This window comes from Rhodopseudomonas sp. WA056, from assembly GCF_010906995.1.
Lineage (GTDB): Bacteria > Pseudomonadota > Alphaproteobacteria > Rhizobiales > Xanthobacteraceae > Rhodopseudomonas > Rhodopseudomonas palustris_G.
Genome location: NZ_QPFS01000011.1, coordinates 20,498 through 44,987 on the forward strand (window position 1 = coordinate 20,498; position 24,490 = coordinate 44,987).

Consider the following 24,490-nt stretch of genomic DNA (forward strand, 5'->3'; position numbering starts at 1 on the left):
ATCGCCCGCTATGTTACTTGATGGTGGTCAGGCGCAGGTAGGGGCGGGGTTCTTCCCAGCCTTGCGGAAACGCCTTGGTGGCGGCGTCGCCCTTCACGGACAGCGGGATGATGACCTTGTCGCCGGGCCGCCAGTCGGCCGGTGCGGCGACGGTGTGCTTGTCGGCGAATTGCAGCGCGTCGATCACGCGCAGGATCTCGTCGAAGTTGCGCCCGACGTTCATCGGGTAGGTCATGGTCAGACGAATCTTCTTGTTCGGATCGATGATGAACACAGAACGGACCGCGGCGGTGTCGCTCTGGTTCGGATGGATCATGTCGTAGAGCTTGGCGACCTTCAGGTCCGGATCGGCGATGATCGGGAATTGCAGGTCGGTCTGCTGGGTGTCGTTGACGTCGGCAATCCACTTCAGGTGCTCGTCCACGGTGTCGGTCGACAACCCGATCGGCTTGACGTTACGCCCAGCGAACGGCTGCGCCAGCTTCGCCGTCTTGCCCATCTCGGTGGTGCAGACCGGCGTGAAATCCGCCGGATGGCTGAAGAAGAAGACCCAGGAATCACCGATGAAATCGTGAAACGAGATCTTGCCCTTGGTGGTGTCGGCGGTGAAATCGGGGGCAATATCGCCGATATGGAGGGACATCGGGGAAGGACTCCTGTGCGTCTGTGAAGTGCTTGAACGCGCCGGCAAACGCCGGGCGTGCGAAGAATGGAGACCCGATAGATGGGGATTCCGCAGCGCAGGATCAAGGAACTCGCTGCAAAGCACTCGCACAAAAAAGCATCGGGCGGTGCGTGATGCCGCGCACCGCCCGATGGATGTCCTATCGCGACACGACTACGGGCAAGGCATCTCGCGCCCGCCCTTCGCGATGTAGGTGCCGGTCGCAGGATTGTACGAACGGAAGCGCCGCGCGCAGTAGTCCTGCTGCCGTGCGGCTTCGGCCTGGCTGGCCGCGATGGCGCCGCCGACGATTGCCGCACCGATGCCGATGCCGATCGCCGCGCCGGGGCCCGGACCGCCCCAACCGCGCCCGCGCCCACGTCCGCCGCCCCGTCCGCGTCCGCGTCCCCAGCCACGTTGCGCATGAGCCGGTGTCGAGGCCAACGTCATCGCCGCGCCGGTCGTGGCGATCATCCCCAATCCGTACATCGTCAGCAGCGCGACGCTTGCCAGCGCTCGCGTCAGAAACTTGCGGGGCTTTCCGCCCGAGGGCGTCGTCGACTTGGTCATGGATGTCTCTCCCGTGTTGGTGCAGCGATGTTGTTTGCTGGCAAGCGCGGCCCGCAAGACGCGCAGACCGAAGGAGCAGAAAATGAGATCCGGTCGCAGGACTCAGCGAACCGATCGCCGCGCGGGGAGTGTGACAGAGGCAAAGGGGCGGGACAATCCGCCGCGGCGCGACAATCGACCGCGGATTATTTCGCGCCCGGCATTTTCGCTGCGACGATGTCGTCGGCCTTCACCCAGCCCGGAGAGCCGACCGGGAAACGGGTCTTGGCGCGGGCAGCGAGGTCGCGCGCGGTCTTGGCGTCGCCGCGCAAATACGCAGCCTGCGCCGAAGCAAGGTCGGCTTCTGCGTAGTTGCCCTTCTGGCCGTAGGCCATCGCAAGCTGGGTGTAGCCGATCGGGACTTCCGGCTCGCGTCCCAGCGCTCCGCGCAAGATCTGGATTGCTTCGTCGGTGTAGGCCTTGTTGTTGCTGGCGACCAGCGCCTGGCCGAGCAGGATCTGGATCAGCGGCGCACCGCGGGTCATCGCCACCGCCTTGCGCAGCGGAGCGATTGCTTCCGCCGGCTTTCCGCCTTCGAGCAGCGCCTGACCGCGGAGCTCGTAAAAATACGGATTATTGGGCTGGGCTTGAATCAGGCCGTCGATCTGCGCCTGCGCGGAACGCGGATCGCCGTGCAGATAGCTGGCGATGGCGCGCGCGTAGCGGGCCGGCAGGCTGGTGTTCGATGCCGGATAGCGACGGTACACCGTATCCGCCCGCTCCATGAAGCCCGATACCTTGGCGCGCATCATGTCGTGGCGGAATTGCAGCGCCGAATCATCCTTCTTGTCCCAGTATTGGCTGGAGCGTGCCAGTTCGGCGAGCGCAGCGACGCGTTCGGCAGGCATCGGATGCGACTGCGCATACGGATCGGCGCCGCGCGCCGCGAACAGGCTTTCTTTGGTGAAGCGCTGGAAGGTCTCGTACATCCCCCGCGCCGACTGCTGCGTCGCGTTGAGGAATTTGACCGCGGCACGGTCGGCGTTCTCTTCCTGCTGACGCTGATACGACAGCAGATTGCGGCGGATCATCTCCTGCGGCGCCGAGATCGCGGCGGCGCCGATGTTGCCGGCGCCGCTGTTCGGTCCCGCACTGGCCCCGGCCACCATCGCGCCTACGCCGAGCAGCATCGCGACGATCATCTGGGTTTGGGCGTGCGAGATCTGGGTCCGCAGCTTGGACAGGTGTCCGCCGGCAAGATGGCCGGTTTCGTGCGCCAGGACGCCGATGAGCTGGTTCGGCGTCTCCGATTGCAGCAGTGCGCCGTAATTGACGAAGATGCGCTGGCCGTCGGCGACGAAGGCGTTGAACGACGGATCGTTGATGATCGCGACCTGGATGTTCTGCTTCTCCAGTCCCGCGACACGCAGGATCGGCCGGGTGTAATCGCGCAGCAATTGTTCGGTCTCGGTGTCGCGCAGCAGCGGCGGCCCCTTCGGCGTCGGGGCCTGCGCCAGCGTGGGAACCGGCGTGATCGCCAGCGCGAGCGCGGTGAGCCCAGCGATCAGCCGCGAGGCGTGCTTGCGTGCGGACGGACATAGCCGTCCGGCAAAAACTGCAATGTCCTTCAGCATTGGCCGAGCATCGAATTCCGGGTATCTCCTGTGTCGGCCCGGCACCACGGAAGCAGCGCGGCGCGCAGCGGGTTCACCGAACAGACCGCGCGGGGATAGCAGAATTCAATGCTCGATGCGACCAAGACACAACGTGCGCGCGGATTGTTGACCGCGTCCGCCCGCAGCGACGTACCGCCGTTCATGGTGATGGACGTGATGGCGGCTGCCGACCGGATCGAAGCGGCCGGCGGTCACGTCATTCATATGGAAGTCGGACAGCCGTGGGCGCCAGCGCCGCGCGCCGCGCTCGCTGCCGCACATGCGGCGCTCGACAGCAGCCGGATCGACTACACCTCCGCGCTCGGGATTCCGTCGCTGCGCGCACGGATCGCGATGCATTATCGCGAAACCTATGCTTGCGACGTCGATCCGGATCGCATCGTCGTCACCACCGGGTCGTCCGGCGCGTTCATCCTGTCGTTTCTGGCACTGTTCGAGCCCGGCGATCGCGTGGCGGTGACGGTGCCGGGCTATCCGCCGTATCGCCACATTTTGAATGCGCTCGGCTGCGTGCCGGTGCCGATCGAGACGCACAGCGAGACGCGTCATGCGCTGACCGGCGAAGCGCTGCTCGCCGCGCACCGCAAGGCGCCACTGAAGGGCGTGCTGGTCGGCAGTCCGGCCAATCCGACCGGCACGATGATGACGCGCGAAGCGCTCACCGAACTGATCGCCGTCGCCGAGAGCGAAGGCATCCGCTTCATCTCCGACGAGATCTATCACGGCCTCGACTACGCATTCCCCGCGGTGACGGCTGCGGAACTGTCGCCGAACTCGGTGGTGATCAATTCGTTCTCGAAGTACTTCTGCATGACCGGCTGGCGCGTCGGCTGGATGGTGCTGCCGGAAAGCCTGGTGCGGCCGGTCGAGCGTCTGCAGCAGAATCTGGCGATCTCGGTGCCGACGCTGTCGCAGATCGCCGCCGAGGCGGCGTTCGACGGTCGCGGCGAGATGGAAGCGGTGAAGCGCGGCTATGAAGAGAACCGGGCGATTCTGATCGAAGGGCTGCCGAAGGCCGGCTTGACCGAGTTCCTGCCGGCCGACGGCGCATTCTACCTGTACGCCGACGTTTCCGCCTTCACGTCCGACAGCTACGACTTCACCAGGCGGATGCTGGAAGAGGCGAGGGTTGCGGCGACGCCGGGGATCGATTTCGATCCGGTGCGCGGCAAGAGTTTCGTGCGGTTTTCCTATGCCAGGTCCGCGGAGGATATGCGCGAAGCGGTACGCCGGATCACCGCCTGGCTCGGCCGATGATCTCGGCCGCATGACAGGATTGGCGATTTCAACGGTTGATCTTTGCGGCATTTCGTCGCTATAGGCTCCCGCGACTAATTTCTCCCGGGAGAATTCCCTTGCCGCTCGGTTCGTCCGCGCCGCCGTGCACCGGCGGCCACGCAGTGCTTGCTGCTCGCTTGTGGCCGCAGCACTCGGGCGGATTCTCTGTCTGGTTGCGGGCGATCGTTCTGGTCGCGTCTGGCGTGCTGTTGTTGGCGCTGTCGGCCAAGGTCAACTTGCCGCTGCCGCTGGTACCGATGACGCTGCAGACGCTGGTTGTGGTGCTGATCGGGGCCGCCTATGGCGCGCAGCTCGGTGCCGCGACACTACTCGCCTATCTCGCCTCGGGCGGCGCCGGTCTGCCGGTGTTCGCCGGCCCGGTCGGTGGACTGGCGCCGCTGCTCGGCCCGACCGCCGGTTATCTGGGCGGCTTCGTCGTCGCTGCAGTCTTGGTCGGGTGGTTCGCCGAACGCGGCTACGATCGCTCGGTGCCGAAGCTGTTCGCGGCGATGCTCGCCGGCCACCTCGCCATCCTGACGCTTGGCTTCACCTGGCTCGCCTTCGGTCTGCATCTCGGCGTGGCCAAGGCCTGGTGGATCGGTGTGGTTCCGTTCCTCGCCGGCTCGCTGGTCAAGTCCGCGCTTGGCGCGACCTTGTTACCCGTGATGCGCCGCATCCTCGACCGCCAACGCTGACGGTTCAAAGTCAATCGACTTGGCTGGCCGGTCTGCCTGCGGTCGGTCAGCAACGTCACATTCTTCGACAGGCATCAAGCGAGTGGAGTGATGGCCATGTCGGCGACGACCGATATCGATGCACTGGCGCTGCCGCAGAGCGGCAAGTCGAAGCCGTTCTACAAGGTGCTGTACGTCCAGGTGCTGTTCGCGATCGTGGTCGGCGTGCTGGTCGGCTGGCTGTCGCCGCACTTCGCCACCAACGAATGGATCAAGGCGCTCGGCGACGGCTTCGTCAAGCTGATCAAGATGGTGATCGCGCCGATCATCTTCTGCACCGTGGTGTCGGGTATCGCCCACATCCAGGATGCCCGCAAGGTCGGCCGCGTCGGTATCAAGGCGCTGCTGTATTTCGAGATCGTGTCGTCGTTCGCGCTGATCCTCGGCCTCGTGGTCGGCAATCTGTTTCCGGTCGGCCACGGTCTCGCCGCCAGGCCGGACGCCGGCGCGGTGGCAAAATACGTCGATCAGGCCAGCCACATGAGCTCGGTCGACTTTGTGCTGCATATCATCCCGGACAGCGTGGTCGGCGCCTTCGCGAGAGGCGATATCCTCCAGGTGTTGCTGTTCGCAGTGCTGTTCGGTTTCGCGCTGATGGCGCTCGGTGAACGCGGCCATCGGCTGCGCGACGTGATCGACGACGCCGCGCACGCTGTGTTCGGCGTGATCGCGATCGTGATGAAGGCGGCTCCGATCGGCGCATTCGGCGCCATGGCTTACACGATCGGCAAATACGGCCCTGCGGCGCTCGGCAATCTGATCGGCCTGGTGGCGCTGTTCTACGCCACCGCAGCGCTGTTCGTGGTGCTTGTGCTCGGCACCATCGCCAGGTTCGTCGGCTTCAACATCTTCAAGTTCATCGGCTACATCAAGGACGAGCTATTGATTGTGCTCGGCACCTCGTCGTCGGAGAGCGCGCTGCCGCAACTGATGGAGAAGCTGGAACGGCTGGGCTGTTCGAAGTCGGTAGTCGGCCTGGTGGTGCCGACCGGCTATTCGTTCAACCTCGACGGCACCAACATCTACATGACGCTGGCGACGCTGTTCATCGCCCAGGCGCTCGGTATCGAGCTGTCGTTCAGTGACCAAGTCGCGATTCTGCTGGTGGCGATGCTCACCTCGAAGGGCGCCAGCGGTGTCACTGGTGCCGGATTCGTGACGCTTGCCGGCACGCTGGCGGCCGTCAACCCAGCGCTGGTGCCAGGCATGGCGATCGTGTTCTCGATCGACAAGTTCATGAGCGAGGTTCGCGCGCTGACCAACATCACCGGCAATGGCGTCGCCGCGGTGTTCGTATCGTGGTGGGAGGGCGAACTCGACAAAGACCGGCTATGCGCCAGCCTCGATCGCAGCATCGATCCTTCCGACGTCGAGACGGCCGTCACCACCGGCTGACGCCGGCGCTGCAATACTGGCTTTGATTTTGATCATGTGATGCCCGCGTTCGCCGCGGGCATCGGTGTTCTTGGGGGGGCTGTTAGTCCGACAACGCGACCCGGTAGTCGCAGAGAATTCGCTACCTATTAAGATGATGGCCGGTTGGTCACTTACTTGGTCATGGCCAGGACGAGCCCGGGCATGATGAGCGGAGTGTCAAGGCTCATCAAGCTGATGCAGCGCAGCCGAGCGCGGATCTCATCACCGATCCCTGAAATGAAAATGCCCGCGGCGTGCGCGGGCATTTTTGAAGCTGTTGTCTTGATGGCGGCTTAGTTGCCGCCGCCGAAGCGGCGGGACCACCAGCCAACGCGGCGCGGGGCGGCAGAGGAGGACTCCTGCGCTGGCTGCTCGGCTGCTTGCGGGGCGGCCTCGGCGGCCGGGGCTTCTGCCACAGGCGCGGCCGCGGCGGGCTGCTCGGCCTCAGCGGTCGGCTCGGGCTGAACTTCGGTTGTGGCCTCCGCCGTCGTCTCGGAGGCGGCCGGGGCGCCGAAGCTCACCTTTTCGCGCACCGTGGAGCGGCGACGCGCAGCCTTCTTCGCGGCGCTGTCGTCCTCGGCCGGCGAGTCGCTGGCGTCGGGGGCGGCGGCTGCCGTATGCTGCGGTTCAGACGGCGCAGTATCCTGCGGCGCGACGTGATGCGGCTGTTCGGTCTCGGCGGCCGGTTCGAAGCTCGGCTGCACCGACGGGCTGCCGCCATCGAAGTCGGCGACCGCATCGGCGGATTCGGCTTCGTCTGCAGCGTTCAGCTCGTCGCTGATCGAGCCGACCACGCCGGCCTCGGCCTCAGTGCCATCCGCAGTGCCACGGCGGCGGCGGCCACCCCGGCGACCACGGCGGCGCGGACGGCGTTCGCCGTTCTCGCCCTGGTCGGCGCGGACTTCGGTCTCGCTGTCGTCGTCGCCGGCCTCGTCGCCTTCGTCAGCTTCGCCGACCTGTTCGACGCCTTCGGCCACGAACGGCTGCTCGCCGTCTTCGCTCACTGCACCCGCCTCGGCGGCCTCGCGCGGTTCACCCGAACGTCGGCGGCGGCGCCGGCGGCGGCGCTTGCGGTTTTCACTGTCGGTGTCGCCGGCTTCGCTCGCCTGCTCGTCGGCAAGGCCGACGGTTTCGTCGGTCTCGATCTCGGCTTCGAATTCGTAGCTGTCGTCGTCCTCAGGCTCGTCAATGGGCGCCGGCGAGGCGGCGATCTGCGCCGCGAGCAGCGCCTTGGCGGTCTCCAGCGTGTGGACCTGTTCACCGCGATCGATCACGAACGACTGCTGTCCGCTGACGGTCGGATCGGCCAGCACCGACAGTGACACTCTGAATCCGGTCTCGAGATCGCGCAGGTGGCCGCGCTTGTGGTTGAGCACGTACAGCGCCACGTCGGTGCGGGTGCGCACGATCAGATTGTGCGTCGCGCCCTTCATCAGCACCTCTTCGAGGCCGCGCAGCAATTGCAGCGCCACCGAGGACACCGAACGGACATGGCCTGAGCCGCCGCAATGCGGGCAGGGCTCGGTCGAGCTTTCCAGCACGCTGGCGCGGATACGCTGGCGCGACATTTCGAGCAGGCCGAAATGCGAGATGCGACCGACCTGGATACGGGCGCGATCCTGTCGCAGGCAGTCGCTGAGCTTGCGCTCGACCGCGCGATTGTTGCGCTTCTCGTCCATGTCGATGAAGTCGATGACGATCAGGCCGGCGAGGTCGCGCAGCCGGAGCTGCCGCGCGACTTCTTCGGCAGCCTCCATGTTGGTCTTGAGCGCGGTGTCCTCGATATGGTGCTCGCGGGTCGAGCGGCCCGAATTGACGTCGATCGAGACCAGCGCCTCGGTCTGGTTGATCACGATGTAGCCGCCGGAGCGGAGCTGCACAGTCGGTGAGAACATCGCGTCGAGCTGGCTCTCGACGCCCATCCGCGAGAACAGCGGCTGGCCGTCGCGATACAGCTTCACCGCGCGAACCTGCGACGGCATCAGCATCTGCATGAAATCGCGGGCCTCGCGGTAGCCGGCTTCGCCGGCGACCAGCACCTCGTCGATCTCCTTGTTGTAGAGGTCGCGCAGCGAGCGCTTGATCAGCGAGCCTTCCTCGTAAACCAGCATCGGGGCCTGCGACTTGAGCGTCACGTCGCGCACCGTCTCCCACATCCGGATCAAGTACTCGAAATCGCGCTTGATCTCGGGCTTAGTGCGAGCGGCGCCGGCGGTACGCAGGATCACGCCCATGCCTTCCGGCACGTCGAGGTCCTGAACCACTTCCTTGAGCCGGGATCGATCCTGCGCCGAGGTGATCTTACGGCTGATGCCACCGCCGCGGGCGGTGTTCGGCATCAGCACAGCGTAACGGCCGGCGAGCGACAGGTAGGTGGTGAGCGCCGCGCCCTTGTTGCCGCGCTCTTCCTTGACGACTTGCACCAGCATCACCTGGCGACGCTTGATGACTTCCTGGATCTTGTACTGCCGGCGCGGACGGAAGGCGCGTTCCGGCACTTCCTCGAGCACGTCGTCGCCGCCGACCGACTCGACGACGTCTTCCTCGGCGTCCTCTTCGTCGTCCTCTTCGTCGTCGTCCTCGGCTCCTGCCTCGGTCTCGGAATCAGTATCAATGTCGGTCTCAGGCTCGTGCTCAGCGTGATCGTCTTGCGCCTCGTGGCCATCCTCGGTTTCGTCGTTCCCGTCGATCGGGAAAGGCGCGTCCTCGGCGTACCCGGCGCGGGTCTCGGCGTGATCGTCGCCGTGTGCCTCTTCTTCGTGCGACGCGGTAGCCTCCGCGGCTACGAACAAGGCGGGAACCTCGCCGGCCGCGGGCTGTTCGACAGCGGCGGGCTCGGCCGCAGCGCTCACCTCCGTAGGAGACGGAGCGGGCGCTTCGGACGGCGCCGCGTCGACATCGGTGTGCTTGTGGTCTGCGTCGTGCTGCTCGGCGATCTCGCCCGCCGGCAGCTCGTGCATCAACGGTTCGCCGCTGGTGTACGCGTCGGTCTCTTGCGCCTCGTGGTGCTCCACGACGGCATCGGGCTGATCGACCGTGGCATCAAGCTGATCGGCACTGGTTTCGACGATCTCGCTCTGCACCCTCTCGCCGTTGTTGCGGCGGCGATGGCTGCGATGGCGCGAGCGGCGGCGGCTCGAGCGCTGTTCGCTTTCCTCTTCGGCTTCGCGATGGGCTCGTTCGTCTGCCTCGATCAGGGCCTGCCGGTCGGCGACCGGAATTTGATAGTAGTCGGGATGGATTTCGCTGAATGCAAGGAAGCCGTGACGATTGCCGCCATATTCGATGAAGGCGGCTTGCAGCGAGGGTTCGACCCGGGTGACCTTCGCCAGATAGATATTGCCGCGAAGTTGTTTGCGCTGGGCGGTTTCGAAATCAAACTCTTCGACGCGGTTGCCACGGACCACGACCACCCGGGTCTCTTCCGGGTGGGTGGCGTCGATCAGCATCTTGTTGGCCATTTTTCAACTCATGTCGGCGGAGCGCGCGCGAAACGGCTCGCGCAAGCAGCGCGGCCGGCAGACGCGACGGTCCACCTGATTCGGGGGTGAGGGGAAGGCCGAAACGCATCGCGGTGTGCCGTGCCGGTCGAAGACCCGAGGCGACGCGCGAGGCGAAGCAAATGCTTCGCGGCGGCGCGGCCTTTGCGTGGGTCGGTTTCGGCATCGCAGTCTGGCGCATTAAGCGTCGGCCCGTCTGAACAGGTGGCGGCTCGATCGGCCGCCGTGTCGTCTTGCTGATGGGCCGGCTCCGCGCCGAGGCGCTAAGCCGGAGTGAGGCATTCGGCCGGTGAGCCGGATGTGGCCGGTCATGCAGTGTTGAACCGTCCCGGGTACGAGAGAGGGCCCGGGGACGGACGCCTTTCGGGCTGGGCCGGCACTCCTTGACCTGCCGCGCGCTGCGCTGGCTCGGAGGGGCCGGCAAAACGCAAAATCCTCCGGGTTTGGGATCGGGGACTTGGCGCTGCACCGAGTGGCTGAACGCGACACAACCGGTAGTATAGACCGTCAGCAGTAAATACATACGTGGATTGGGTGGCGGTTGCAAGGTGAGCGTCGCGGCCTGGCAACACCCCGCAGGTTTCATTCCGAGGCACTTAAGCTCCGATTAACCGTGCAGTTTTATTGCGGTACAACGACTTCCGGGAGGTTGGGATTCGTTTGGCACGGCGCGCAAATCATTTTGTTTTGTTCAGTGCGATGGTTGCGTGCGCTGCAGCATCGCTGTGCCTGATGTCTGGGGCGATCGCTCCGGCCCTCGCCGAGCCGAGCGCAAGCGGTGTCGCGCCGATTCCGGCCAGTTTTCCGATCGCATCGGACGCGCGCATCGCCGGTGACGACAATCACACCCGCCTGATCGTCGATTTGGATACCAAAGTGCCGCTCCGTGCGTTTGCTCTGGCGGACCCTTTTCGTGTGGTGATCGACCTTCCCCAGATCAATTTCAGGCTGCCGAAGGGGGCTGGGGAAAATGGGCGCGGCCTGATCAAGGCGTTCCGCTACGGGCTGGTGATGCCGGGCGGCTCGCGAATCGTGCTCGATCTCACCGGACCGGCGAAGATCGCCAAGGTCGAGGTGCTCCAACCGGCCAACGGTCAGCCGGGGCGGCTGGTGATCGATCTCGAATCGATCGACCGCAGCAGTTTCATGCAGGCCTTGCAGACCGCGGGGAGCGTCGCTGAACTAAGGCCCAGCGTGGCGGGGGGCGATACGACTGCGACGGTGGTTCGCAGCGCGCCGCTGCCCAAGATCGAGCACGACGATCCGCGTCCGGTGGTGGTGATCGATCCTGGCCATGGCGGGATCGACAACGGTACCCAATCTGCCGATGGCGTCGCGGAAAAAACCATCGTGCTGGATTTCGCCGTCGCACTGCGCGACCGGCTGGCGCAGCAGGGCAAATTCCGGGTGGTGCTGACCCGCGCCGACGATACCTTCATTCCGCTGTCCGACCGGGTGAAGGTTGCGCGCGAACAATCCGCGGCGCTGTTCGTGTCGATCCATGCCGACGCCCTGCCGCGGCGCGAGGGCGACGCCCAGGGGGCGACGATCTACACCCTGTCGGACAAGGCGTCCGATGCGGAGGCACAGCGGCTGGCCGATGCGGAAAACAAGGCTGACGCGATCGGCGGCGTCAATCTCACCGAGGAGCCGACCGAGGTCGCCGACATCCTGATCGATCTGGCGCAGCGCGAGACCAAAGCCTTCTCCAATCGATTCGCCCAGCAATTGATGAAGGACATGAAGGCCACCACCCGGATGCACAAGCGTCCGCTGAAATCGGCCGGCTTCCGGGTGCTGAAGGCGCCGGCCGTCCCATCGGTGCTGATCGAGCTCGGCTACGTCTCCAACAAGGCCGACCTGCAGCATCTGCTGTCCGAGCAATGGCGCAGCAAGACCGTCGGGGCGGTGGCGAATGCGATCGAATCGTTTCTGAGCAAGCGAGTGGTTTCGGCCGGCCCGCCGGGCTGAAACCGCCTCGCCGGGTGCGGGACGTGGCCTGGCCGGGCCCTAGTTTGGCCACAGCGTAAGTCTTATAAGACAGGCTGCACGGTTCGCGCGGTCGATTGCAGTTTGGGCCCCGCCCGGTGGCGCAAACCGCCTCAGGTTGCGAACGGCGGCATTCTCGGTCAAGGGACATCCGCCGCAAGGCGCGGCCCTGGATGAAACGGAACTTTCTGATGCGTTTGCTGCTGCGATTTTTCGGCTTCCTGTTCGCGGCCGGCACGATCGTGTTTCTGGTCGGTGTGGCCGCTGCCGCGGGCCTGATCTGGCATTTCTCCAAGGATCTGCCTGACTACTCGCAGCTCCAGGATTACGAGCCGCCGGTGATGACGCGGATTCACGCCGCAGACGGCTCGCTGCTCGCCGAATACGCCAAGGAGCGCAGGCTGTATCTGCCGATCCAGGCGGTGCCGAAGCTGGTGATCAACGCGTTCCTCGCGGCCGAGGACAAGAATTTCTACGAACACGGCGGCATCGACTATCAGGGCATGGCGCGCGCCGCGCTCCTGTATGCGCAGAACATCGGCACCAACCGCCGGCCGCAGGGCGCCTCGACCATCACCCAGCAGGTCGCCAAGAACTTCCTTTTGACCAACGAGGTGTCGTTCACCCGCAAGATCAAGGAAGCCCTGCTGGCGATGCGGATCGAGCGCGCCTATTCCAAGGACAAGATCCTCGAATTGTATCTCAACGAGATCTATCTCGGCCTCGGCGCCTACGGCATCGCCGCGGCCTCGCTGGTGTATTTCGACAAGTCGGTCAACGAACTGACCGTATCCGAGGCGGCTTATCTGGCGGCGCTGCCGAAGGCGCCCGCGGCGCTGCATCCGATCCGCAACCACGACCGCGCGGTCGAGCGCCGCAACTATGTGATCGATCGGCTGGTCGAGAATGGCTGGATCAACCAGGCCGACGCCGACAAGGCCCGCAAGGCGCCGCTCGCCGTGACCAACCGTGGCAATGCCGCCCACACCTTCGCCGGCGAATACTTCGCCGAGGAGGTCCGCCGCGACATTCTCGATCGCTATGGCGAGAAGAAGCTGTACGAGGGCGGCCTCTCGGTGCGCGCCACGCTCGATCCGAAGCTGCAGATCGAGGCGCGCAAGACCATGGTCGCAGGCCTGGTCCGCTACGACGAAGCGCGCGGCTGGCGCGGGCCGGTCACCAAGCTCGAGATCGCAGGGGATTGGGGCGTCAAGCTCGCCGACGTCAAGGCGCTGGCCGACGTCACGCCGTGGCGGATGGCGGTGGTGCTGGAGACGTCCGATCAGTCCGCCCGCATCGGCTTTCAGCCCGGCCGCGAGCTCGGCGGAGCGGTCTCCAAGCAACGCGAGACCGGCCTGGTGATGCTCGAAGGCGTCAAATGGGCCAAGCCTGCGGCTGGTCCGTCGCGCGGCAAGACGCCGAGGACGGTGTCGGAAGTACTGTCGCCGGGAGACGTGGTCTACGTCGATCCGCTGCTCGACAAGGACGGCAAGGTGGTCGAGGGGCAATACCGGCTTCGGCAGATCCCCGAAGTGTCGGGGGCGATGGTGGCGATGGACCCGCTGACCGGCCGCGTGCTGGCGATGGTCGGCGGCTTTTCGTTCGACCAGAGCCAGTTCAACCGCGCCTCCCAGGCGTATCGGCAGCCCGGTTCGTCGTTCAAGCCGCTGGTGTATTCGGCGGCGATGGACAACGGCTACACCCCGTCGACGGTGGTGATCGACGCTCCGATCGAAATCGATCAGGGGCAGGGCGTCGGCGTGTGGCGGCCGGAGAACTATTCGACCGGCAAATATTACGGCCCGACCACGCTGCGCAACGCGCTGCAGCGTTCGCTCAACACCGTGACGGTTCGGCTGGCGCAGGACGTCGGCATGCCGCTGATCGGCGAATACGCCAAGCGCTTCGGCGTCTATGACGAATTGCCCAACTATCTGTCCTACGCGCTGGGCGCCGGCGAGACGACGGTGATGCGGATGGTCACCGCCTATTCGATGTTCGCCAATGGCGGGCGGCGGGTGAAGGCGACCCTGATCGACCGTATCCAGGATCGTTACGGCCGCACCATCTTCAAGCACGACCAGCGCGAGTGCCGCGGCTGCGAGGCGCCGGATGGCTGGAAGAACCAGCAGGAGCCGCAGCTCGTCGATCGCCGCGAGCAGGTGCTCGATCCGATGACCGCGTATCAGATTACCTCGATGATGGAGGGCGTGGTTCAGGCCGGCACCGCGACGGTTCTGCGCGAGGTCGGCAAGCCGATCGCCGGCAAGACCGGAACCACCAACGACGAGAAGGACGCCTGGTTCATCGGATTCTCGCCCGATCTCGTCGTCGGCATCTATTTCGGCTACGACAAACCGCGCAATCTCGGCCGCGGCGCCACCGGCGGCCATCTCGCGGCGCCGGTCGCCAAGGACTTCTTCAAGCTGGCGCTCGCCGACAAGCCGGCGGTGCCGTTCCGCGTGCCGGCAGGCATCAAGCTGATCCGCGTCGATGCCAAGAGCGGGATGCGCGCCGGTCCCGGCGATGGCCGCACCATTCTCGAGGCGTTCAAGCCGGGCACTGCGCCGCCGGACAATTACGCGGTGATCGGCGTCGCCGACGCCGACGGCCGGCAGCCGCAGCAGATGGCGCCGCCCGACGATCGCGGTTTTTTCCGCCCTGGCACCGGCGGTCTGTATTGACGCAGCCAGGGTAGATGCGGCTTCGAGCCCAACGGGCGATTGCGCTTTGCCGCGTCGCCCGTTAAATCGCGTCTCAGCATTCGCGGCATCGCCGCTTCCGAAGAGATCCCATGCGCGCAGAAATCGAACGCCTCGTCGAAGAGATCAAGCAGTCAGTCGGGCTGCTGAGGAGGCATCTTTGACGTCGATCAGTCCACCGTCCGCCTCGCTGAGCTGAACAAGCTCGCCGAGGATCCCAACCTCTGGAACGATCCGCAGAAGGCCCAGAAGCTGATGCAGGAGCGCACCTCGCTGGAGGATGCGCTGACCGGCATCGGCAAGGTCGAGCGTGAGCTGACCGACAATATCGACATGATCGAGCTCGGCGAGGCCGAGGGCGACGAGGGCATCGTCAAGGAAGCCGAAGAGGCGCTCAAGGCGCTGAAGAAAGAAGTTGCGCGCCGCGAGCTGGAAGCGCTGCTGTCCGGCGAAGCCGACCGCTTCGACACCTACCTCGAAGTCCACGCCGGTGCCGGCGGCACCGAGAGCCAGGACTGGGCCTCGATGCTGCTGCGGATGTACGTCCGCTGGGCGGAGAAGCACGGTTTCAAGATCGAGTATCTCGAAGAGTCCGAGGGCGAAGAGGCCGGCATCAAGTCGGCGACGATTCAGATCTCCGGTCACAACGCCTATGGCTGGCTGAAGACCGAGGCCGGCGTACATCGCCTTGTCCGCATCTCGCCGTTCGACTCCAACGCCCGCCGGCACACCTCGTTCTCGAGCGTGCAGATCTTTCCGGTGATCGACGACAGCATCAAGATCGACATCAAGGAAAGCGACGTCCGCACCGACACGATGCGGTCGGGCGGGGCCGGCGGCCAGCACGTCAACAAGACCGAATCGGCGGTGCGCCTGACCCACATCCCGACTGGCGTCGCGGTGGTCTGTCAGGCCGGCCGCTCGCAGCACAAGAACCGCGCCCAGGCGTGGGATATGTTGCGCGCCCGGCTGTACGAGATCGAGTTGAAGAAGCGCGAGGAACAGGCGGCCGCCGACCAGGCTGCCAAGACCGAGATCGGCTGGGGCCACCAGATCCGCTCCTATGTGCTGCAGCCGTATCAGATGGTCAAAGACCTCCGCACCGGCGTGCAGACCTCCGACACCGCCGGCGTGCTCGACGGCGACCTCGACGAGTTCATGGCCGCGACCCTGGCGCAGCGCGCCTTCGGGACGGGGCCGGGGACGGTGGAGGATGTGGAGTAGGCTGGACGTGCTAGGCGCTCGCTACCAGTGCTTGCAAGGCGCTGTCCCATGGAGGCTCCTTGGAGCTTATCGTTTCTCGAGCTCTAAAGACGACGTTGTCCGATCGCGTCGTTTTTGCTGGTTCTAATCTCAACCAACTATCGAAGATCGACTTCCCGCAAATCTGTTTATTCAGAATCGTGATTTCTGCGTCGGTCCATTTGGCGTCGGATGGCACTCGGCCACGTACGATCTGCTTGAGTGACCTCCCCGGTCCGGTTGACTCAAGGATCGATTGAACGAGCAGCCCGCAGTAAATGTCCTTTGTCGCATTTCCGCATGTAATATCGATACGTGAACGGTTCGCATTTGTTCGATCGCGTTTGACGTACCAAGTTCCTGACTTAAGCTGTTCGTTGTCTCGATCGCAGTTTGGGTCTGGCCATGACTCCGAAAATAGATACAATTCAAGGGACGTAATACGCGTCCGTTTCTCCTCTGGAATTCCAACGACGAGGTCGTACTCCAGCATCAGCCTTTTAGCCGCATTTTGAAAAGGAGCGGCGACCTCTTCATACGATGTTGCGTACTGGAAATCTGGGAGCATGAAAGACCTCCTTCAAATGGTGGGACCTTTTCAGCTAATCAGAAGTAAGGAGATCTTTGGATAAGGCGATTGTAGGGGGCGCTTGGAAACTAACCCGCTCCCGCCAATCTCACCCCCGCCCGCAAAAACTTCTGCGGGTCGACGGCTTCGCCGTCGATGCGGGTTTCGTAGTGCAGATGCGGGCCGGTGGAGCGGCCGGTGGAGCCGATCTCGCCGACTATCTGGCCGATGCTGACCTGCTGGCCGACCTTGGCGATGATCTTCGACAGATGGCCGTAGCGGGTCGTCAGTCCGTTGCCATGGTCGATCTCGACCATCTGGCCGTAGCCGCCAGCCCAGCCCGCGCTGACGACCTTGCCGATCGCCGTGGCTCGGACCGGGTCGCCGGTCGAGCCGCGGAAGTCGAGGCCGGTGTGCATGGCGGGGCGGCCGAGGAACGGATCGGTGCGCACGCCGAATCCCGACGAAAACTCGACCTGCCCCAGCACCGGCTTGCGATACGGCACCAGCGACAGGGCGCGGGTGAGGCGGTCGACCTGGGCGCGGCTGATATTGATGCGATAGAGCTGACGATCGAAGCTCGACGCGTTGGCCGAGGGAGCACGCACCGGTACGAACGGGCCGCCGACGCCGCCACGCGGCGCCGACGCTTCGAGCGAACGGCTGTTGAGGCCGAGATTGCCGAGCACGTCGCGCATCCGCCGTGCGCGGGATTCGTAGGTCTCTTCGACCGCGCCGAGGGTTGCGATCTGTTGTTTCTCGACCTGGTCGAGCGACGTTTGCAGCCGCGTCAGCACGGTCTCGACGCCCTGGGCCTGGGCGTACTGCGTCGGCGCACGCTCGATCGCAGCCGGCGCCGTGCGTGATTGCAGCCGCGCTTCGCGATCGGGAGGGGCGACGAAGATCACGGTGTCGTTGATCGGCGAGGGCTTCGGCCGGCCGGTCGTCTCGATATCGAACGACGGCGTGCGGGCCGGCTTGATGCTCCCCGTAACGGCGACGTCGGGCAGCGCGCTCAGGGCACCAGCGCGGGATTCGAGCAGCGACTGCCGCCGCATGATCTGTTCGAGCTTCTGATCGAACTGCTCCTGGTCGAGCAGTTGCCGGCTGGTGGTGCGGTCGACCTTGGCCCGCAGCTCGGCGATGCGATCCTCATAGGCGTACTGCATCTCGGCCTGGCGGGCGATCAGCCGGGTCAGCACGTCGTCGCGGAATGTGAAGTAGGTGGCGGTGGCCGCGGTCCAGCAGCCGAGCAGCACGATGCTGCCGACAGCGATCCAGAACAGCACAGGGCCGATCCGCACCTGACGTCCGGCGTGGGCGATCGTATAGCTGTTGCCCGCCGGCGCCGGTCGCTGTGCAGGACGAGGCGGGCGTGCCGGGCGCGGCGCCGCGGGGCGGGCTTGGTCGTGAGCGTGAGGATGCAGCGCTGCTGATGGATGGCCGGAACGGTAAGACATCGGAACTCCCGCGCTGACCGGAAGCTGGCTGCGGATCCGATCGAAGCGCGGGGCGATTTGACCCCCGCATAGTTAATTTTCAGAAAATGAAAACTATAGAGATTGCGCTGCGGCAAGCACCTGATCGGCGTGACCGTCGACCTTCACCTTGCGCCAGACCCGCGCCACGCGGCCCTCGGCATCGATCAGAACCGTGGTGCGAATGATCCCTTCGAACGTTCTGCCGTACAACGATTTTTCGCCCCAGGCGCGATAGGCTGTGAGCATCGCATGGGTCGGATCGGAGAGCAGCGGAGTCGCCAGCCGATGCTTGTCGCGGAAGGAATCCTGCGCCTTCACCGTGTCCGCCGAAACGCCGAGCACCGCGGTGCCGCAGGCGTCGAAATCGGCGGCGAGGCGGGTGAAGTCGATCGCCTCGCGGGTACAGCCGGGCGTGTTGGCCTTCGGATAGAAGAACAACACCAGCTTGCGGCCGGCGAAGTCGGCGAGCGAGATCTTGCCGCCGCCGTCGCGCGGCAGCGTAAAGGCCGGCGCCTGGCTGCCCTCGGCAAGGCCGGCCGGTTCAGTTGCAGCGGTCTTGCTCGCGGTCTTTTTGGCGGCAGGCGAATTGGCCGCAGCCTTGTTCGCCGCCGTCTTGGTCGTCGCCTTGGGGGATTTGGCGGCGGTCTCCTTGGACCGTTTCTTGGGTGTCGGCTTGGACATGCGCCTTCCTTTCGTCGCTTTCGAAAGGTCAACATCGATCATCGCCGGGCGCGATGCGATTTCGCCGCTGCTGGGCAAATCCGTCGACCTCGGGGTATGGTTGCAGGGATTCGGCGTACCGACCATCCCCGTTTGTTCAATGGGCCCGCTGGGCCGGCGGCGAGTTGAGGTTCAAGCGAGGACAGGCAGCAATGCCGCCACAGGAGCGTATCCTGCGCGACGGCGCACATCCTTTCCGCGACCAACAGGCTCCCCACGCGCGCGTGCAACGAGAGGCAATGGCCAAACATCCGACGCCGGACCAGTCCGACCCGCACGCCGGCCATGATCGCAACGACCCCACCTGGCACGAAGGCGGCCAGTGGGATCACGAGCACGACGAAGACGCGCGGTATCGCGCTCGCAAATTGCTCAAGCGTCGCAACCTCGGCCTGCATTCCATCGACGACTGGTCGAGCCGCCGCACGCCCGCGGCGCCTTGGCTGAAGCGGACGCTGCTGACCCTGGCGATCGTCGGCATGGTTCTGGTGGCCGGATTCGCCGGGGTGTGGCTTCGGCTCGGCGCCGGTCCGATCAACCTCGACATGGTGACGCCGTGGCTGGCGGACGCGATCGAAGACAACATCGGTCACGGCAACACGGTGGAAATCGGCGGCACCCAGATCGAGCGCGCGGGGCGGATTCGGGTCGCGGTGCGAATTCGAGACATCGTGGTCCGGGACCGCGACAATGTCGTCATCGCCTCCGCGCCGAAGGCGGAGGTGCGATTGTCCGGCTCGGCGTTGCTGATGGGCAGGCTCCGCGCCGAGAGTTTGCGGCTGGTCGGCGCCGAACTGGCGATCAGGATTGATCCCGAAGGACAGGTGACGGTGTCGACCGGGGCCACGGCGCGGCCGCTCGCCACCGGGGTCGCACCAACCGGCCGCCCGGCCGAATTCAAGCTGCCCACCGAATCCACGCCGCCGGCCGCCACGCCGATGACTCCCGACGGCTCGTCGTCCGCGACCGCCACGCCGGCGCCAGGCAGCGACAACTCTTCGGACCCGATGAAGGGCATGCTGGCCGCGCTGGCATGGCTCGACGGCCTGAGCATGGCGGGGCTGGATGGTCAGAACCTGAACGAGATCGGGCTCAAGAACGGAAGTCTCGTGGTCGAGGACGAGCAGCGGGGCAACCGCTGGACGTTCGAGAACATCTCCCTCAGCCTGCGCCGGCCGAGCCATGGCGGCGTGGCGCTGAGTATCGGCGAAGAGGGCACGAAAGCCTGGTCGCTGCGAGTCCAGGTCGGGGCGGCCCAAGACGGAGTACGCGCGGTCGAACTGCATGCCAACCAAGTGCCGACCCGCACCGTTCTCCTGGCGCTGCGGCTGAAGAACCTGACCTACAGCGCCGATTTTCCACTCACGGGTGATTTCAAAGGCGAAGTCGGCCGCGACGGCGTGCCGACCTATTTCCGCGGCAAGCTGACTGCCGGGGCTGGCACCGTGATCGATTTCGACACCCCGGACTATCCGATGGCGATCGATCAGATCGAAACCTCGTTCGAATGGGATGCCAATCGCCGGGTGCTGATCGCGCCGTTCAAGGTGCTGGCCGGCCCGAACCGGGTGACGCTGCTGGCGTCGCTGGAGCCTCCGAACGGCAGTGTCAATGATTGGCGGCTGGGGCTGTCCGGCGGCACCATCGTTCTTCCGGGCGCGCAGAACGAGAGCCCGCTGATCTTCAACCGGATCGCCGTGCGTGTCCGGTTCGACGGCGCCAATCGCCGCGTGCTGCTGACCCAGGCCGACGTCAGCAACGGCGAGATCGGCGTCGCCGGATCGGGCAGCATCGATTACTCCGGGGAGCCGCGACTGACGCTCGGTCTTGCCGGCACGCCGATGTCGGTCTCGGCGCTGAAACGGATGTGGCCTGTGCTGATCGTGCCGGAACTGCGCGAATGGGTGAACGACCGCATCCGCGCCGGTTCGATCCAGACCATCGACATCGCCATTAACTCGCCGATGAAAAACCTGTCGCGGCGCGGCCCGCCGATTCCGGACGAGGGGCTGCTGGTCAACATCCTCGGCAGCGGCGCGACGATCTATCCGGTCGATGGCATGCCGACCGTGAAGGATGCCGACATGCGGGTGCGCGTGACCGGCCGCACGGCGACTGTCGCGATCAATCAGGCCAATGCGGACACGGACGGCGGTCGCAAGATCGCGCTGTCGGACATTCTGTTCGAGGTCCCGGATCTGGCGCCGAAGCCGGCGCCGTCGCGGATCAGGTTCAAGCTCGAAGGTCCGGTTCCGGGGGTCGCCGAAGTGCTTGCCTCCGGCCGGCTCAGCGATGCGGCCGCCTTGCCGATCGATCCCAACACCAGCAAGGGCAACGTCTCGGCGCAGGTCGCTCTCGGCATGCCGATCCAGCGCGAGCTGACCAAGCAGGACACCAGCTATTCGATTACCGCCGACCTCAGCGGATTCTCTGCCGACAAGGTGGCGATGGGGCAGAAGCTCGAAGCCAATACGCTGAAGGTGATCGCCAACAACCAGGGCTATCAGGTCAAGGGCGACGTCAAGATCAACGGCCAGGCGGCGGCGCTGGACTATCGCAAGCCGGTCGACGGCGACGCCGACGTCAAGCTGCAGGCGACACTCGACGACGCCAGCCGCGCGCGGCTCGGAGCCGATCTCGGCAGCGGTCTCTCGGGTCCGCTCGGGGTCAAGCTGAACGGAAAGATCGGCGATAACGAACAGGATTCCAAGTTCGCGATCGAAGCCGATCTCACGCCGGTGAAGATCGACAATCTGCTGCCGGGGTGGAGCAAGCAGCCGGGCAAGCCCGGCAAGGCCGCCTTCAACGTGGTGCGCAAGCCGCAATCGACCCGGCTCGACGACGTCACCGTCGAGGGCGGCGGCACCCTGATCAAGGGCTCTCTTGAAGTCGATCCCGACGGCGACCTGATCAACGTCAACTTCCCGGTGTATTCGCCGTCCGAAGGCGACAAGGCGATGCTGAAGGCGGACCGCGGCACCGACGGCGTGCTGAAGGCGGTGATGCGCGGAGATGTGTTCGACGGCCGTGGCTTCATCCGCTCCGCGCTGTCGGGCAGCTCCGCAGATTCAAAGGGGAAGAGCATCGATTTCGATCTCGACCTCAAGTTCGGTGCGGTCGCCGGCTTCTACGGCGAGGCGGTGCGTAGCCTCGAGGTCAAGACGACGCGGCGGAACGGCGCGATCCGCAGTTTCAACATGACCGGCAAACTCGGTCGCGACACCCCGATCACCGCCGATCTGCGCGGCCGCAATCAGGGCCGCGAAGTGATTTATCTCGAGACCAACGACGCCGGCGCGTTCTTCCGCTTCACCGACAGCTACGCGAAGATGTACGGCGGCCAGCTCTCGCTGGCGGTCGAGCCGCCGACAGCCGAACCGCGCGAGAAGGAAGGCCTGATCAATGTCCGCGACTTCACCGTCAAGGGCGAGGCGGCGCTCGATCGCGTCGCGGCCGGCGCTCCGGGCGGCACGCCGCAGGGACTGTCGTTCTCGCGGCTGCGCGCCGAGTTCAGCCGCCAGAACGGCACGCTCACCATTCGCGACGGCGTGGTGAAGGGCCCGACGATCGGCGCCACCATCGAGGGCTCGATCGACTACCCCGCCAACCAGGTGCGGATGAGCGGCACCTTCGTGCCGATGTACGGGCTGAACAACATGTTCGGGCAGATCCCGATCGTCGGCCTGTTCCTCGGCGGCGGCAGCAACGAGGGCCTGATCGGCGTCACCTACGAAGTGGTGGGCACCCCGGGCAAGCCGGTGCTGCGAGTCAATCCGATCTCGGCGATGGCGCCGGGCGTGCTGCGCAAGATCTTCGAGTTCAACACCGGCCGACAAAACAGCGGCGCCGATTTCCCGGCGCCGCCCAACTGATCGTCTCGTCTTTTGGCGTAGAACGCCGGGGCGCTTCTCAGCGCTGGCGCAGCCACGGCACCATGCGGCCGAGGGTGGCGTCGTGCCGGCCGTATTGATGCCACAGCGCGCCGACGACGTGGATGAACACCACGATCACGGTGGCCAGGAACAACGGTCCGTGTGCCGCATGCAGCGCGCCGGCCACTGCCTTGTTGGCTTCAAACAGCGGCGGAATGCCGAGCAGATCGATGCCGCGGCCGGAGAACAGCGTCATGCCGACGCCGGTGGCGGGCAGGGCGATCAGCAGCAGATACAGCAGGCCGTGGCTGATCCGGGCGATCACTTCGGTGACGCGCGGCGACGGCACCAGCTCCGGAGCGCCGTGGATCCGGATCCACAGGACCCGGAGCACGGCGAGGCCCAGCACCACAGTGCCGATCGCCTTGTGCCAATTGTACATCGTGCTGCGCAGCGGGTCGGCTTTGTCCAGCCCCTGCGCGTAGTTCATCGAGGCGAAGAGCGCGATCACGGCGAAGAAGATCACCCAGTGAATGGTGACGGCGAGCGCCCCGTATTCGCTGGGTTGTTTGTCGGCGGAGGCGATGGTTGTAGTCGTCATGATATCTCCGAAGGAAAATCGCGGCACGTCGAAGCCCGCGGCGCGAGCTGCCCACCGGACGATGATGCCCGGCAGAGCGGCGGCAGCGATGTGATCGAGCGCAATTCCGCCGAACACATTTTGCTGATCGCGGGCGTGGGAGGCCGCCAATGGCCCGGTCTATGCCACGCGAGGATTGCGAAGTCATGACCGAAGGCTGCGAGTGCCTTGCAATTACAACGGCTTATTGTCGCTCCCGCAGGGCGGGCACCACCAGAAATGGAATCATGCCGAGCACCACGCTGACCAGTGCGAAGCCGAGCACCGGGTTGTAGCTCTGGGTCAGGTCGTGCAGCAGGCCGCCGCACCACGAGCCGAACGCCGAGCCGAGGCCGCTGCCGATCGCGATCGTGCCGTAGATGGTGCCGACATGCTTGCCGCGGAACACACTCATCGCAGTAGCGGTGATCAGCGGGCCGCGCGAGCCGATCATCGAGCCGAAGCAGATCACGAAGCCGCCGAGCAGCACCGGGTTCGGATACCATTGCAGCAGCCAGAGCAGCGCGAGGCCGGTGATCGAGACCGCATAGGAGAACAGGATCGACGGCCGCCGCCCGATCACCCCGTCGAGCCAACTCACCCCGAGCATGCCGGCCACCAGCACCACGCCGGAAAAGCCCCACGCGGTCGCAGCCTGCAGCGGCGCGAAGCCGGCGTCGACCAGATAAGCCACCACCTGCGCTGCGATCGAATACATCCCGATCGCGGTGAAAAAGAAGGTCGCGAACAGCGCCCAGAACGCGTTGTGGCGCATCGCGCTCCGCAGCGTCCAGCCGTCATCGTCCGCATCCTGTTGGGGGCGCTGCGCGTGGGCGTCCGCGCCGGCGGCGAAACGCCGCCACGGCAGCAACGACAGCGGCAGCAGCAGGACCAGCATCGCGCCGCCCAGCATGAGATAGGCCTCGCGCCAGCCGACCCGTTCGATCAGCACCTGCGCGATCGGCAGCATCACCAAGACGCCAGCGCCGATCGCCGAATACACCACCGCCATCGCGGTCGGCAGCTTTGCGCCGAACCAGCGGCCGAGCAGGATCGAGTTCGGCACGTTGCCGGTGAGGGCGATACCAAGTCCGGCGCACAGGCCGACCGTGATCTGCAATTGCCACAGCCGCTCGGCGTAGGCCGCGACGACGAAGGCGCCGCCGAGCAGCACCATGCCGAGCGTATAGACCGCGCGCGGACCGGAGCGATCGAACAGCCGGCCGACCAGCGGCGAAGCCAGCCCGGTGCACAGCGCCGTCAGCGAATAGATCGACACCACCTCGGCGCGGTCCCAGCCGAACGAGGCCGAGATTGGCAGCAGGAATACGGTGAAGCTCTCACCGAGCCCGCGGCCGAGCAGCGACAGCACGAAGCACAGGCCGAGAATGAACAGGCCGGTGCGCGAGGCACGGTGATCCAAGAGCGATCCTTCCCGAACGAAACCACGTTTTTTGGTATCGAACGCGGTTTTGCCGGA

Annotated in this window: 16 protein-coding genes; 7 read left to right on the forward strand and 9 right to left on the reverse strand. The window is 65.4% G+C overall.

The annotated features are described in order from the left end of the window. Nucleotides 1-13 precede the first annotated feature (13 nt). The 3 genes from DU475_RS04265 to DU475_RS04275 form a co-directional block, all read right to left on the reverse strand. Nucleotides 14-643, reverse strand: a complete 630-nt coding sequence (locus tag DU475_RS04265) for a peroxiredoxin (protein ID WP_013502765.1) — start codon at nt 641-643, stop codon at nt 14-16. 195 nt (nt 644-838) lie between these two features. Then, nucleotides 839-1,234, reverse strand: a complete 396-nt coding sequence (locus tag DU475_RS04270; protein WP_013502764.1) for a BA14K family protein — start codon at nt 1,232-1,234, stop codon at nt 839-841. 185 nt (nt 1,235-1,419) lie between these two features. After that, nucleotides 1,420-2,847 carry a M48 family metalloprotease gene (locus DU475_RS04275; protein ID WP_047309435.1) on the reverse strand — a complete coding sequence of 476 codons (1,428 nt, stop codon included), beginning with the start codon at nt 2,845-2,847 and terminating at the stop codon, nt 1,420-1,422. Nucleotides 2,848-2,955: 108 nt separating this feature from the next. On the opposite strand from DU475_RS04275, the gene DU475_RS04280 reads away from it, so the two are divergent. From DU475_RS04280 to DU475_RS04290, 3 genes are all read left to right on the forward strand, one after another. Next, on the forward strand, nt 2,956-4,146 hold the full coding sequence (locus tag DU475_RS04280) for a pyridoxal phosphate-dependent aminotransferase (RefSeq protein ID WP_164630869.1): 1,191 nt from the start codon (nt 2,956-2,958) through the stop codon (nt 4,144-4,146). A 158-nt stretch (nt 4,147-4,304) separates the two neighbouring features. Then, the gene (locus DU475_RS04285) at nt 4,305-4,862 is read left to right on the forward strand and encodes a biotin transporter BioY (RefSeq protein ID WP_164630898.1); all 558 of its coding nucleotides are present in this window, start codon (nt 4,305-4,307) and stop codon (nt 4,860-4,862) included. 96 nt (nt 4,863-4,958) lie between these two features. Further along, nucleotides 4,959-6,296: a dicarboxylate/amino acid:cation symporter gene (locus DU475_RS04290; protein ID WP_164630871.1), complete on the forward strand. Its 1,338-nt coding sequence runs from the start codon at nt 4,959-4,961 to the stop codon at nt 6,294-6,296. A gap of 152 nt (nt 6,297-6,448) precedes the next feature. On the opposite strand, the gene DU475_RS24445 is transcribed toward DU475_RS04290, so the two are convergent. Further along, entirely contained in the window at nt 6,449-6,583 is a 135-nt protein-coding gene (locus DU475_RS24445; RefSeq protein ID WP_283805254.1) for a hypothetical protein, read from the reverse strand. 27 nt (nt 6,584-6,610) lie between these two features. After that, nucleotides 6,611-9,778: an Rne/Rng family ribonuclease gene (locus DU475_RS04295; protein WP_164630873.1), complete on the reverse strand. Its 3,168-nt coding sequence runs from the start codon at nt 9,776-9,778 to the stop codon at nt 6,611-6,613. A gap of 699 nt (nt 9,779-10,477) precedes the next feature. Between DU475_RS04295 and DU475_RS04300 the strand changes: the two genes are divergently transcribed. From DU475_RS04300 to prfB, 3 genes are all read left to right on the forward strand, one after another. Further along, nucleotides 10,478-11,788, forward strand: coding sequence for an N-acetylmuramoyl-L-alanine amidase (locus DU475_RS04300; protein WP_164630875.1), 1,311 nt, complete (start codon nt 10,478-10,480; stop codon nt 11,786-11,788). 209 nt (nt 11,789-11,997) lie between these two features. Beyond that, entirely contained in the window at nt 11,998-14,490 is a 2,493-nt protein-coding gene (locus tag DU475_RS04305; RefSeq protein ID WP_164630877.1) for a penicillin-binding protein 1A, read from the forward strand. A 110-nt stretch (nt 14,491-14,600) separates the two neighbouring features. Further along, nucleotides 14,601-15,732 (forward strand): peptide chain release factor 2 gene (gene prfB / locus DU475_RS04310; RefSeq protein ID WP_155413347.1). Its coding sequence is split into 2 segments (ribosomal slippage): nt 14,601-14,669 and nt 14,671-15,732, totalling 1,131 coding nucleotides; the frame shifts between segments, so codons are not numbered across the junction. A 675-nt stretch (nt 15,733-16,407) separates the two neighbouring features. Here prfB and DU475_RS04315 read toward each other — a convergent pair. Further along, the gene (locus tag DU475_RS04315) at nt 16,408-17,778 is read right to left on the reverse strand and encodes a M23 family metallopeptidase (RefSeq protein WP_047309440.1); all 1,371 of its coding nucleotides are present in this window, start codon (nt 17,776-17,778) and stop codon (nt 16,408-16,410) included. A 93-nt stretch (nt 17,779-17,871) separates the two neighbouring features. Continuing rightward, a complete protein-coding gene (locus DU475_RS04320; RefSeq protein WP_080964223.1) occupies nt 17,872-18,480 on the reverse strand; it encodes a peroxiredoxin in 609 nt (202 codons plus the stop codon). Between the two features lie 191 nt (nt 18,481-18,671). Here DU475_RS04320 and DU475_RS04325 point away from each other — a divergent pair, with 191 nt between their 5' ends. Next, nucleotides 18,672-22,391, forward strand: coding sequence for a YhdP family protein (locus tag DU475_RS04325; RefSeq protein ID WP_164630879.1), 3,720 nt, complete (start codon nt 18,672-18,674; stop codon nt 22,389-22,391). 37 nt (nt 22,392-22,428) lie between these two features. Here DU475_RS04325 and DU475_RS04330 read toward each other — a convergent pair whose 3' ends face one another. Further along, on the reverse strand, nt 22,429-22,992 hold the full coding sequence (locus DU475_RS04330) for a cytochrome b (RefSeq protein ID WP_047309465.1): 564 nt from the start codon (nt 22,990-22,992) through the stop codon (nt 22,429-22,431). Between the two features lie 223 nt (nt 22,993-23,215). Next, nucleotides 23,216-24,433: an MFS transporter gene (locus DU475_RS04335; RefSeq protein ID WP_047309442.1), complete on the reverse strand. Its 1,218-nt coding sequence runs from the start codon at nt 24,431-24,433 to the stop codon at nt 23,216-23,218. Nucleotides 24,434-24,490: the final 57 nt, after the last annotated feature.